Raw genomic sequence first — 13,737 nt, forward strand, 5'->3', positions numbered from 1 at the left:
TCGATAGGAAGTTCTGTTTCGAAGACTTCCTCAGCAGGGCCTGTCATGAGCACCGTGCCATCCTCCAAGTATGAAATATGCAATGTACCTAAATAGAGTTCCACATCTACTTCGCGGCCTGTTAAACCCTTTTCAAAGGACATAACGGCAGAGGCACAAGAGCCTGTTCCACAAGCTAAGGTAGCACCAGCGCCGCGCTCCCAAGTGCGCACCTTGATGTGTTTGTCGTTTACTACTTCAATGTAGTTTACATTTGTGTTAGCAGGGAAGGCATCGTGCTTTTCAAGGATTGGGCCTTGTGTTGTAACAGGAGCCTTTGTAATGTCATCGATGAATACCTCCGTATGAGGTACGCCGAGCAATACGGAGCTTACCGTTACGGTCTCACCGTTTACATCGAGGTCTATGTCGATAACCTTATCCATGGTTACATTCATAGGAATATCTTGGGCTTTGAAAAATGGTTTGCCCATGTCTACAGTAACTTGTGTGACTATTCCGTTTTCGATAGTCAAGGTAGGCTTCATTACGCCTGCCAAGGTTTCGATGGTGAAAGTTTCCTTCGTAGTTTGACCGTGTTCATAAGCGTATTTTGCAAAGCAGCGAATCGCATTACCGCACATTTCTGCTTCACTACCATCGGAGTTGATGATACGCATGCGCACATCACAAGTTTCGGAAGGTACTAGGATGGCAAGACCATCGGCACCAATACCCGTACGACGATCGCAAAGGCGGATAGCGAGGTCTGTGTAGTCTTTAGAAGTCCCTTGTGGGTCGGCAAATAGGATGAAATCATTGCCGAGACCATGCATTTTTGTTAATTTCATAAAGTCTCCTATCAATAAGTAAGACTTTCACCATGAAGCCCGTGAAAGTCTCAGATGCATATAATTATATATTCTATATTATATCATAAAAGGGCCTTGAAAATGAGATGTTTGTTGCTTTATTGTTTAACAGAGAAATGATAAAATAAATAGTAATGTAGTTAATCGTAATAGAAAGAGGAACACATATGCGAATTCAAGGGATTTCTGGATCTCGTGGCGTTGCAGTAGGCAATGTATATAGATATATTCAAGAGGAAATTGTCATTCCTGATTACACCGTGGCAGAGGATAAGGTAGAAGAGGAAATTGGCAAGTTCGCAACGGCTATGGCATCTACCTTAAAACAATTGGACACTATTCGTCAAAGAGCATTGGATGAAATGGGGCCGGAAGAGGCGGCTATTTTTGAGGCACACATGCAAATCGCTCAAGACCCATCCTTGTCTGACGGAATCAAATCCCTTGTTGAGTCTAGCCGCATGAATGTTGTAGCGGCCACGTCTCAAACAATTGAAACCTTTGCAAATATTTTCCTCGGTATGGAAGATGCCTATATGCGTGAACGCGGTGCAGATATTAAGGATATCGGCGATCGTTTGATGCGCAATATGTTAGGTATGAACCCTCGCGGTTTGTCCCATATTTCTGGCGAAGTTATCTTGGTTGCACAAGACTTAGCTCCATCTGATACGGCTTCTCTCGATAAAAATGTGGTAAAAGGCATCGTCACTGCGGCGGGTGGCCCTACATCCCATGCGGCTATCATGGCTCGTACGTTAGAGATTCCTGCTGTTATGGGCATTGGTGATATTGAAAGCTTCGTAGATGGCGACAAGGCAGTCGTTCTTGGTACCGATGGTATCGTAGAAATCAATCCATCTGATGAGGATTGGACGGAGTATACAAATCAAGCGTTGGCGTTCCAAGAGGAATTAAAACGGTTGCGCGAATCTGCTAATCTTGAAGCTACTACCACTGATGGTCACCATGTAGAATTATTTGGCAACATCGGCAAAGCGAAAGATGCTAAAAATGCGCTCATTATGGGGGCGCAAGGTATCGGTTTGTATCGTACAGAATTCCTATATATGGAAAACGACGAATTGCCTACAGAAGATGTACAATTTGAAGAATATAAAAAGGTTGCTCAAGATATGAAGGGACAACCAGTTATCATTCGGACTATGGATATCGGTGGTGACAAGGAATTAAAATGCCTTGATTTGCCAAGTGAAATGAACCCATTCCTAGGATATCGTGCCATTCGTATTTCTTTAAATCGTCCAGACATCTTTAAGGTACAATTGCGTGCCTTGTTACGAGCTAGTGCATTTGGTGATATTCACATCATGTATCCTATGATTGCTTCCGTTGAGGAAGTGAAACAAGCAAATGCTATGCTTGATGAATGTAAGGCGGAGTTGGCGGCTGAAGGAAAGGATTTCAACAAGTATATCAAGGTTGGCATCATGATCGAAGTACCTGCGGCAGCTGTTATATCTCCAATTCTTGCTAAATATGTAGACTTCTTTAGTATCGGTACGAATGATCTTTGTCAATATACTTTGGCGGTAGACCGTATGAATGAAGCAATCGGTAGCTTGTATCAACCATTGCATCCAGGGGTGTTACGTCTTATTAAACACGTTATTGATGCCAGTCATGAACAAGGTAAGTTTACAGGTATGTGTGGTGAGCTTGCTAGCGATCCTATGGCGACCATGATTCTATTAGGCCTTGGCCTCGACGAATTCTCCATGACTGCTTCTTCGATTCCTCTTATTAAAAAGATCTTGCGTTCTGTTTCCAAAGCAGAATGTGAAGAGGTGGCAAATAAAGCACTTACTATGGACACAGCAGAAGAAATTACAGAATACGCTAAATCTGTGTTAGCTGAAAAAAACTTATTATAATTTTGTATATATAAATTATATTTGTTTTTAAGACATTGCCAGATAACTAATGGTGGGACTACTAGTCATCATATTAAATATACTTGAATTGATACGCTTATAATTGATACAATATATCTATTAGAACGTATGGGATAGGCTTTGCCTATCGCGATAGAAAGAGGTTATCATGAAAGAATTAACAGTAGAAATTACTAACGAATCTGGTTTACATGCTCGTCCTGCTACAGCCTTCACACAATTGGCTGCTAAGTTTGCTTCCAAAGTGACTATCGCTGCTAATGGTAAAACAGCAGATGCTAAATCCATCTTAACTGTATTGACTTTGGGGGCTACAAAAGGAACATCCGTTACATTGACTGCTGACGGTGCTGACGAAGATGATGCACTCGCTGCATTGAGCGAATTCTTAACAACTAACCACGATTAATATGGGAATAATAAAAAGGACTCTACATTTGTAGAGTCCTTTTTATTTACCCATATTTGCAAAGCGCTCTACAGCTTTTGTAAAGTCGCTAATGGTTTTTTCCACGTCACCATGTTCGATACCATCTCGTACGCAGTGGTTGATATGTCCTTCAAGAATTACTTGTCCTACTTTATGTAGTGCAGACTTAGCTGCATTAATTTGGCTCAACACATCTTCGCAGGGAATGTCTTCTTCTATCATTCGATCAATAGCTTGCACTTGACCTAAGATTTTACGCAATCGACGATGTAGATTTTCTGAATCCATACACTGTTTCATTTTTCTCCTCCATAGGCATGTTTTTATCATCTCATATATTATACTCTATCTAAAGTTTGTAATACAACTTAATAAGTATACCTAATATGCATTAATCGGTATATATAGATGTATATATATTATCGTGCTATGTAAGACATATTATATATATTTGTAGTATGAGTGGTCTTAAAAACTAGTGTTTTACATATCTTCTTCTTGATTGATGTGATACAATACATTTAATACACTTTATGTTTGTATATGTATATAAGGTATTGTATAAATGGCTAGATTATAAACCTATATTTACATGTGTTTATACTACAGGCCTTTAAGAAATAGGTGAAAGAAATGAAAGTATTTCGCTACCTTCGAAATCTAGTTGTGTTCGTGGTGGTCATGATTTTGGCTATGTTTATCTATGACGGATACCACAGCTTTCAAGGGACAAATCGTGAAAGTAAAGCTCACACACTTGTTGAAAAACGAATAGAACAAAATGAAGACACGCTCAGTCGTACGGATCGAATTATACGCCTCTTTACCTTCAAGGATAAAGTGGAAATAGCTCTAAATCAGCGTATTTCAAAAGAGCATTGGGTAAAAGGGGAGGTTATTCCTGAATATACAAAAAATGCACTCATTGCTATTGAAGATAAGCGGTATTATAAACATGGAGCCATTGATGTACTCGGTATTATTCGCGCTTTTTACACGAATACCATAGCAGGTGAAACGCTGGAAGGCGGTAGTACTATTACGCAACAACTCGTAAAAAATCTTTTCCTTTCATCAAAGCGCATCATGAGTCGTAAGGTAGAAGAGGCGATTCTCGCTAGTGAAATGGAACATTACTACTCTAAGGAAGAAATTCTAACTATGTATTTGAATACCGTATATTATGGTCATAATTATTATGGTATCTACGAAGCAGCTCACGGATACTTTGGGACGAGTCCCAGTCGATTAACATTGGGGCAAAGCGCTTTACTCGCAGCATTACCTAATGCTCCGTCCTATTTAGATCCTTATACGAACTATGAAGGGGCTAAGGCACGACAAAAATTGGTGCTAGAACAAATGGTAGACCAAGGCATGATTACACGAGCCGAGGCAGATTATGCGTACGAACAAGAGCTGGGGCTAGTAGAAGAATAATTTAATATGTTTAATAAGCTATGTCGTGTATTAGATTACATGATATAGCTTATTTTATATTTAGATAGTTACATTCCGAAAAATATTATATAAATGTATAAAAATAATGCTTGCATTTATAATTATACAGGTGTATACTATTTTTTGTCAGAAGGAGAAAATGCCTGTCGGTGATAGAAGATACCACGGTGCTTTCACAATTATCTGATATTGTATTGATTATATGAGTCTAAATAGATAGTGGTTTGTGAGGTGTTATCATGGGTAAAGCAAATAAAGTAGTACTCGCGTATTCTGGTGGTTTAGATACTTCTGTTATTATTCCTTGGTTAAAAGAAAATTATGGCGCTGAAGTTATTGCTGTGTGTGTAGACTTGGGCCAACCTGAGGATTATGAGGCTGTTGAGAAAAAAGCGATCAAATCCGGTGCTTCTAAAGCGTATATCGTTGACGCTAAGGAAGAGTTTGTAAAAGATTATATTTGGCCTACTGTAAAAGCTGGTGCAATCTACGAAGGTAAATATTTATTAGGTACATCCTTTGCGAGACCTTTAATCGGTAAAATCCTTGTAGATATTGCTGAAAAAGAAGGTGCTGATGCAATCGCTCATGGTGCGACTGGCAAAGGTAATGACCAAGTTCGTTTTGAGTTGACTATCAAAGCATTGGCTCCTAACATGAAAATCATCGCTCCTTGGAGAGAGTGGGATTTGAAATCCCGTACAGACTGCATGGAATATGCTGCTAAACATGACATTCCAGTTATAGCTACAAAAAAACATCCGTATTCCATGGACCAAAACGTATGGCATTTATCCCATGAAGGCGGCGATCTTGAAAATCCAGCGAATGCTCCTAAAGATGATGTGTATTTGGTAACACATACACCTGAACAAGCTCCAGATGAAGCTGGTTATGTAACTGTATCCTTTAAAGAAGGTGTACCTGTAGCCGTAGACGGTCAAGAAGGCACCCCATTACAAATATTAGAAAAACTCAATGAAATCGGCGCACATTATGGTGTGGGCGTTGTAGATATCGTTGAAAATAGATTGGTAGGTATGAAATCCCGTGGTGTTTATGAAAACCCAGGTGGCTCCATCATCATGTATGCTCATAGAGAACTTGAATACCTTTGCTTAGATAGAGCTACATACCACTACAAAGAACTCATTGCTAACAAATACGCCGAACTCGTATATGATGGCATGTGGTTTGCGCCATTGATGAACGCATTACAAGCGTTTGTTGATGAAACTCAAAAAACTGTAACCGGTGAAGTAAAACTTAAATTGTACAAAGGAAATATCATTTCTGCGGGCAGCACTTCCCCATATTCCTTGTACAGCGAAGATTTCGTAACATTTGAAGAAGATGATGTATACGATCAATCTGATGCAGAAGGTTTCATCAACTTGTTCGGTTTACCTCTCAAAATTAATGCATTGATGAAAGAGAAAGCAGGTAAATAATGGCTAAATTGTGGGGCGGGCGTTTCACAAAAGGCACTGATAAAGCGGTAGAGGATTTTACATCCTCTATCGCTTTTGATGCGCGGATGTACGCCGAAGATATTGCAGGCAGCAAGGCACATGCGACAATGCTGGCAAAACAAAATATTATTTCCGAAGCAGATCGAGATGCAATTATAGCAGGTTTAACAAAAATTAAAGGGCAAATCGATGAAGGGGAATTCCCATTTTCTGTAGCTCTTGAAGATATTCACATGAATATTGAAAAGCGTTTAACAGATGATATCGGTGAAGCCGGTGGTCGTTTACATACAGGTCGTAGCCGTAATGATCAATGCGCAGTAGACTTGCACATGTACGTGCGTAAAGCTGTTGTGGAAATGGGCGAGCTCATCGTAGATATGCAAAAGGCCCTCCTCGAAACAGCTGAAAAATATAGTGATGTTATCATGCCTGGCTATACGCACTTACAACGGGCTCAACCTGTATTGTTTGGGCATCATATGATGGCCTATTTCTCTATGTTGGAACGTGACTTTGATCGTTTGTTGATGGTCTTCAAACATGCTGACATCATGCCACTTGGGGCCGGCGCTTTAGCTGGTTCTACGTATGGCATTGATCAAACGTACACACAAAAACTATTGGGATTCTCTCGAATTTACGAAAATAGCATGGATGCCGTATCTGACCGCGATTACGTAGTTGAATTCTTGTCCTTTGCATCTTTAGTGATGATGCACTTGAGTCGTCTTAGCGAAGAGTTGATTTTGTGGTCTACCAATGAGTTCAATTTTATTGAACTTGATGATGCTCACTGCACAGGTTCTAGCATCATGCCGCAAAAGAAAAATCCTGACGTATGCGAACTGGTTCGTGGCAAAACAGGACGTACCTATGGTCACTTGTTAGGCCTTTTAACTACGTTGAAAGGATTGCCTCTTACATACAACAAGGATATGCAAGAGGATAAAGAAGGTATCTTCGATGCTATTGATACAGTACACTTCGCATTGTCCATTAATACGGCTATGATTCGTGGTATGAAGGTCAATGGGGCGCATATGAAAGCAGTCCTTGATGACGACTTCTCTAATGCCACGGATATGGCAGATTACCTTGCAAAAAAAGGTGTCCCATTCCGTGAAGCACATGAAATCGTAGGTAATGCGGTGCATCATTGTATAGAAAAAGGTTGTGTACTCCTTGATCTATCCGTAGAGGACTTCAAAGCTATTTCCAACTATTTTGATGCAGATATTCTTGACGCCATCTCCATCGAAGCTTGTGTTGCAGGTCGTAATAACTACTCTGGTACGGCTCCAGAATGTGTGGAACGACAACGTAATAATGGTAAAATTATTATCGCTGCTGAGGAAAAGCAAATTGCTGAATGGAAAGCAATCGTTGAATCTGTAGAAGAATAGATTCTATTGTGGAATAATCATTGGATAAAATTAAAGAATAGTTATCAATAAAATCTGAAAAAAATAAGATCGATATACATATAAGGACTTCATTAATGGGCTAGTATTGCCCATTATACTTATATGTATATCGATTTTTTATTTGAAAGTTAGATGATATCTATAAACTTGAGGGTTCTAATTGATAATCCATTATTAAAATAATGGATTGGCGTGTGCGTATAGAGTGGACTGTGAAAAAATAATAGTCTTGTACTACGACACTATAACCGTGATAGATAGGAAAAATTACATATATACAAAGAATAAATTATGGTAAAATTATACCTTGTCGTTCTTAAAATGAGTTCTATTCGTTTTAGTTGATAAATTACCTATAATTTATTCAATTCGTGTAATATGCCTTGTCCGCCAATAAAGTACTTTTATTTTAGTTTCATAGGTGTTATTATTTAATTCGTAATAAGAATAAAAACGGTAAATCCACATTCAAGCCCATCACAGCACGAACTGGATTTACTTAGCGGTATATATATTATTAAGTGAATTATGGACGAGAAAAAATTCACCTTAGTGAAAGGGGATTGATACATGAAAACGACCGCTAAAAAAATGTCTGTATTCCAGCTAACCACAATGGTAGCAGCCAATATGCTAGGAGCTGGGATCATTATGTTACCAACTAATTTGGCTCAAGTTGGTACTATTTCAGTTTTATCTTGGCTCGTGACAGCTGTGGGTGCGCTTTTACTAGCGTATATTTTTGCTCAAGCGGGTATGTTCTCCCAAAAACAAGGGGGCATGGGCGGTTATGCAGAACATCGCTTCGGTAAAACTGGACATTTTATGGCGAGCTATGCTTACAGCATATCTCTCATCATTGCTAATATCGCCATCGCGGTATCTGCCGTAGGTTATGGCGCAGCTTTCTTTGGTGCTGACCTTAATGCTACACAAACAAGCCAAGTAACAATTGTGCTCTTGTGGTTTGCAGCGATTCTGAACTTCAGAGGTAATCGCTTCACAGGTCGACTCAGCAACATGACTATTTGGGGTTCTATTGTTCCGGTTTTATTAATCGGTACAATCGGCTGGTATTGGTTTGATCCGTCTATTTATTGGGCGGCATGGAACCCAAATGATCTTCCGCTTTATGATGCGGTAAAACAATCTATTTCCCTAACTTTATGGGGCTTCCTAGGATTTGAGTCCGCAGCGGCTAATGCTGATGCTGTTGAGAATCCAAAGAAAAACGTACCTATCGCAACTGTGGCAGGTACATTAGCAGTGGCAGTGGTTTATATCTTGTCCACAAACGTTATGGCAGGTATTGTGCCTAACGTTGACTTATTAAATTCTAACGCACCATTCGGTTTGACATTCGTATACATGTTCAATGATACTATTGCAAACATCGTTATGGCTGCTATGGTTATTTCTTGCTTTGGCGCTTTGCTCTGCTGGCAATTCACATTGTCCCGCGTATTCAAAAGCGCAGCGGAACATGGTTACTTCCCTAAAATATTCGCTCGTGTAAATAGCAAAGACGCTCCTGTTCGTGGCGTATTGATTTTACTAGCTGTTGAAACATTGCTTACTTTATTCACTGCTAGCGATTCCTTGCGTGAGCAATTTGAAATCTTAGTAAACTTAGCGGTTGTAACTAACGTAGTACCGTATGTATTGTGCATTTTGGCAGTACCTACAATGATGCGTATGGCTGGCGTAGCTGAAAGCCGTATTAAACGCTCTAACTACTTGTTCGGTGCAGGCGTTCTCTACTGTCTATATGCTATCTACGCATGTGGCTTTGATGCTATGTTAGGTAGTGCAGTAGCAGTAAGCATTGGCTTGGTGATCTATGTTTTGCGTAAAGTGTGGGATACACGCAGAGCGCACCGTTTACAACAAAGTATCGATTAACTGAATATCTCTCGTCTTTTAGAGGCTGTTACCTTGTAACAGCCTTTTTTTTATACTAATAATAAACTAAACTTATAATTGATGAGGGTATAATGGGGAATATCTTAAAGAGTATTTTGTTTATTGATATATTTTTGGCTATGTATAAAAAGATTTTATGATAATATTTTTATTATCATAAAATTAAATATATATACAGTTGTATGCAGTTAATACAGAAAAATATCATATATATAAAATAATTTGTGAAACTTTATACACGATTGTGAACTTAATCATTAATTGATATTTTTTATTAGTATAAAAATTATATTGAAAATACACGATATACATATACCCTTAAGGGGTATATGTATTGTAAATAGAGTATTAATATAGTATATTTATAATCGATAAAAATGTATGAACTAGTGAGTGTCGGTGTTTACTGAGCGTAAAAGAGGAAAATGGGTGAAAACCCCATACTATGCAAATAGCTGTAATGAGGAGCAAGGTTTCATTATGGGGTCACTGGGAAACTGGGAAGGCCGAGATGTTGCGATGAATCAGAGTCAGAAAGCCTGCTCTAAAATGCATGGTATGCATATACCGTGCTTAATTTAGGTTAGTTGGGCGACTAGCCTTTTTTCGTTTCCTTATCATTTAGTCTCACAGCTATGTAGGTAGGGACTCGTATCATTAGTTTGTCATTTATTTTGTTGTTAGTGTTTAGAGAGTTTAGGAGGCGCCTATGGGCAAACGCTTTGTCAAACAATTGGGGCAATTTATTGTCACCTTGTTTGGCATTACATTTTTGACATTTTGTCTCACCTATTTAGCACCAGGCGATCCAGTAACGATGCTACTAGAAACGGCGGATACTATCGTATCTCAGGAGCTTATCGATGAAACTAGAGCTCAGCTCGGTTTAGATAAACCGTTTTTAGTGCAGTATGCAAACTGGGTTGTGAATGCGGCACAAGGTGATTTAGGGATGAGTTATTCTGCTAAAAAGCCAGTAGTAGATCGTATGTTGGAGGCTTTACCAGGAACCTTGATGTTAGCTGGTACTGCTTTAGTATTTACTCTACTTTATGCGTTGCCAGCAGGGATAATAAGCGCCTTAAATCGTAATAAATGGGTCGATTATGTGTTGAGATCTTTATCCTTTGTAGGTGTATCTATGCCTACATTCTGGCTAGGTCTTGTACTCATTTATATTTTCGGTCTTAAATTGGGGCTTGTACCGATTGCCACATCGCGTGTAACTCCGATTGGTGTTATCTTGCCAGCGGCTACATTGGCTGTTGTTGTTGGGTCTAAATACATGCGCCAAGTGCGACTCGTTATCCTTGAAGAAATGGAAAAGGATTACGTTATCGGTGCTCGTGCACGTGGTGTAAGTGAGATGAAAATTTTATTCGGTCATATTCTACCTAATGCTGTATTACCACTCATCACTATTCTTGGTGTTCTTATGGGATGGTTATTAGGCGGTGTAGCAGTCGTAGAAATGGTATTCTCTTGGCCTGGCTTAGGAAACATGGCAGTATACGCTATTACCATGCGCGACTATCCATTGATCGAAGGCTTTGTATTGTGGGTGTCCTTAGCATACATGTGTATCAATGCATTAATTGATGCATCATATATCCTATTAGACCCTAGATTGAAACGGGAGAGAGCATAATGGCAGAATTTATTCAAAAACATAAACTGTTCTCTTTCTATAGCTGTTTGATGATTCTCGTAGTTATCATTGCTATCTTTGCACCATGGCTCGCACCAGGTGATGCTTTCACATCTAATATGACTCAAGCATTACAGGCACCAAGTAGCCAACACTGGTTCGGTACTGATAAATTGGGGCGTGATGTATTATCTCGCATTATTTACGGTACTCAATTATCTTTGTTCATGGGTGTTACTATCGTTGCTATCATGGTGAGTATCGGTACAGTTATCGGTGCTGCAGCGGGCTATTTTGGCGGTAAAGTTGAAATGGTTCTCATGCGTTTAGCGGACATCATGTTATCATTTCCTGGTATCGTATTGGCTATTGCTATTGCTGGTATTCTAGGTGGTAGCATTGTAAATACGATTTTAGCCTTATCTGTTGTAGGGTGGGCAAAATATGCTCGTATTGTACGTTCTATGACGCTCAAGGTGCGCGGTGAGGAGTATGTAACGGCAGCTGTTATGATGGGTGCGTCCACAACGACTATCATTAGACGCCATATCATTCCTAATATTATGCCTCTTGTTATTACAACAGGTGCACTAGATATTGGGGCTATTATGATTGAGGTAGCAGGTTTATCCTTCCTCGGTTTTGGTGCTCAGCCACCGACTCCAGAATGGGGCCTCATGCTAAATGAAGGGCGCCAGTATTTGCAAACGAGCCCATGGCTCATGGCATTCCCTGGTATGTCCATCCTTATCGTAGTTGCTATCTTTAACCTTTGGTCCGATTCCTTACGTGATGTAGTGGATCCTAAAAACCAAGGATAATAGAGTTAATCGGTTCACTTCTTGTGATTTTCTTTTGTGAAAGTCTCTGAATGGGCGGATTGTAAAATTATGGTTTTTCTATCACTGACTATGTAGGATTGTCATAGTCATGATGTTAAATGTTTTTATGTTTTTATGTTTTGTATGTAATTGTACAAGGAGATTTTAAATGAAAAAATCTTGGAAAAAGGCCCTTTTAGCAGGTCTTAGCATTGTGATGATGGGTTCCTTCATCGCTGGTTGTGGTTCCGATAACAATGGTTCTGCAAATAAAGATGTATTGAAAGTAGGCGTAACTAATTTCGCATCTACCTTAGAACCTACAGAAAATTTCTTCGCTTGGGTTGTAATGCGCTATGGTGTAGGCGAAACATTGGCTAAATTCGACGAGCAAATGAAACCTCAACCTTGGATTGCTTCTAAATGGGAAGTATCTCCAGACCATAAAACATGGACTTTTACTATCAACGATAAAGTAACATTCTCTAATGGTAAAAAAGTTGATGCAGCAGCTGTTAAAGCATCTATCGAACGGGCTTTTGAAAAATCCAATCGTGCAAAAACGTTCTTTGAATATGATTCCATCGAAGCAAATGGTCAACAATTAATCATCAAAACAGATAAGGAATATCCTAACATGCCAGGTCTTTTGGCGGATCCATTGTTCCTCATCGTTGACGTACAATCTGAAAAAGATGGTCGTAATTTCGCTAAAGAAGGTCCTATCGGTACAGGTCCGTACGTAGTTAAATCTTTCACAAAAGAACGGGCTGAAATGGTAGCGAATGATAAATACTGGGATGGTACAGTACCATTCAAAACTGTAGAAATTCCTTCTATCGATGACCCTAATACTCGTGCATTGAGCTTGCAATCTGGCGATATCGACATGGCTGTAAACATTGGCCCAGGCGAAATTGGCTTGTTCCAAGGCAATAATAAATTTAAAGTAGATGAAATTGCATCTCTTCGTGTTGTATTAGCACGTATCAACCAAAAAGGCGTTCTTGGTGACGACAAGGTTCGCGCTGCTGTTATTTCTGCAACAGATCGTAAGAGCTATGCAGATGTATTGTTAAAAGGTACATTTATTCCTGGTTCTGCTCCAATTCCGCCATCCATGGACTATGGATTCAATGAATTGAAAGATCCTAATGCATATAATCCTGAACGCTCTAAACAATTGTTAGCGGAAGATGGTTGGAAAGATACTGATGGCGATGGCATCCTTGATAAAGATGGTAAACCATTAACATTCAACTTCGTAGTATATAATTCTCGTGCTGAATTGCCGCTTTATGCAGAAGCTGTTCAAGCTGACCTCAAAAAAGTTGGTATTGACATGAAAATTAAAACGGTTGACTATAACTTGATTGATAAAATGGGTCAAGATGGCGACTATGATATGCTTATTTCCAACATCGTAACTGCTAATACAGGCGATCCAATCTGGTTCTTAGCTAATTACTGGCATACTAATATCGATGGTTCCAACCCTCAAAACGGTTCTGGTTACTCTAACCCACAAGTTGACCAATTGTTAGATGCTGCTGAAACTGAGTTCGATCCTGCAAAACGTCGTGAATATGCAATTCAAATTCAACAATTATTGATGAATGATGGTGCAGCATTGTTCTTAGGTTACCCTAAAACTAACATCGTATTTGGTTCTTACTTGAAAGGTGCTGTAATGTACCCAAGTGACTACTACTGGATTACTAACAAAATTACAAAATAGTAAGGAGCTATAATGGCAGAAAACATACTAACTGTAGAAAACCTTAACAT

At 39.3% G+C, this 13,737-nt stretch carries 11 protein-coding genes and 1 riboswitch; of the genes, 9 read left to right on the top strand and 2 right to left on the bottom strand.

What is annotated here, in order from left to right; all coding sequences use genetic code 11:
* Window positions 1-830: diaminopimelate epimerase (dapF, locus tag Q0507_RS01725; RefSeq protein WP_298711468.1), on the bottom strand; the 830-nt coding region annotated here is incomplete at its 3' end.
* A gap of 188 nt (window positions 831-1,018) precedes the next feature.
* Here dapF and ptsP point away from each other — a divergent pair.
* Both ptsP and Q0507_RS01735 read left to right on the top strand, forming a co-directional pair.
* Window positions 1,019-2,746: a phosphoenolpyruvate--protein phosphotransferase gene (gene ptsP / locus Q0507_RS01730; protein ID WP_298711471.1), complete on the top strand. Its 1,728-nt coding sequence runs from the start codon at window positions 1,019-1,021 to the stop codon at window positions 2,744-2,746.
* Window positions 2,747-2,915: 169 nt separating this feature from the next.
* Window positions 2,916-3,176, top strand: a complete 261-nt coding sequence (locus Q0507_RS01735; RefSeq protein WP_038116511.1) for an HPr family phosphocarrier protein — start codon at window positions 2,916-2,918, stop codon at window positions 3,174-3,176.
* Window positions 3,177-3,218: 42 nt separating this feature from the next.
* Here the strand turns inward: Q0507_RS01735 and Q0507_RS01740 are convergent, their stop codons facing one another.
* Window positions 3,219-3,497: a metal-sensing transcriptional repressor gene (locus tag Q0507_RS01740; RefSeq protein WP_004697521.1), complete on the bottom strand. Its 279-nt coding sequence runs from the start codon at window positions 3,495-3,497 to the stop codon at window positions 3,219-3,221.
* A gap of 333 nt (window positions 3,498-3,830) precedes the next feature.
* On the opposite strand from Q0507_RS01740, the gene Q0507_RS01745 reads away from it, so the two are divergent.
* The 7 genes from Q0507_RS01745 to Q0507_RS01775 all read left to right on the top strand — a co-directional run bounded on the left by Q0507_RS01745 (window position 3,831) and on the right by Q0507_RS01775 (window position 13,687).
* On the top strand, window positions 3,831-4,637 hold the full coding sequence (locus Q0507_RS01745) for a transglycosylase domain-containing protein (protein ID WP_298711480.1): 807 nt from the start codon (window positions 3,831-3,833) through the stop codon (window positions 4,635-4,637).
* 260 nt (window positions 4,638-4,897) lie between these two features.
* Window positions 4,898-6,109, top strand: a complete 1,212-nt coding sequence (locus Q0507_RS01750) for an argininosuccinate synthase (RefSeq protein WP_298711483.1) — start codon at window positions 4,898-4,900, stop codon at window positions 6,107-6,109.
* Complete coding sequence (gene argH, locus Q0507_RS01755; protein WP_298711486.1) at window positions 6,109-7,536, top strand: argininosuccinate lyase; 1,428 nt, start codon at window positions 6,109-6,111, stop codon at window positions 7,534-7,536. Before Q0507_RS01750 ends, argH begins: the two co-directional genes overlap by 1 nt.
* A gap of 591 nt (window positions 7,537-8,127) precedes the next feature.
* Window positions 8,128-9,459, top strand: a complete 1,332-nt coding sequence (gene potE, locus Q0507_RS01760; protein WP_298711489.1) for a putrescine-ornithine antiporter — start codon at window positions 8,128-8,130, stop codon at window positions 9,457-9,459.
* A gap of 395 nt (window positions 9,460-9,854) precedes the next feature.
* A riboswitch (cobalamin riboswitch) is annotated at window positions 9,855-10,042 on the top strand.
* Window positions 10,043-10,189: 147 nt separating this feature from the next.
* Window positions 10,190-11,128, top strand: coding sequence for a nickel ABC transporter permease (nikB, locus tag Q0507_RS01765; RefSeq protein WP_298711491.1), 939 nt, complete (start codon window positions 10,190-10,192; stop codon window positions 11,126-11,128).
* Window positions 11,128-11,949 carry a nickel transporter permease gene (gene nikC / locus Q0507_RS01770; protein WP_298711493.1) on the top strand — a complete coding sequence of 274 codons (822 nt, stop codon included), beginning with the start codon at window positions 11,128-11,130 and terminating at the stop codon, window positions 11,947-11,949. The genes nikB and nikC overlap by 1 nt, the downstream gene beginning before the upstream one ends.
* Before the next feature lie 169 nt (window positions 11,950-12,118).
* The gene (locus Q0507_RS01775) at window positions 12,119-13,687 is read left to right on the top strand and encodes an ABC transporter substrate-binding protein (protein ID WP_298711496.1); all 1,569 of its coding nucleotides are present in this window, start codon (window positions 12,119-12,121) and stop codon (window positions 13,685-13,687) included.
* Window positions 13,688-13,737 lie beyond the last annotated feature (50 nt).

The sequence above is a fragment of the uncultured Veillonella sp. genome (assembly GCF_938010505.1).
In the GTDB taxonomy this organism is placed as follows: domain Bacteria; phylum Bacillota; class Negativicutes; order Veillonellales; family Veillonellaceae; genus Veillonella.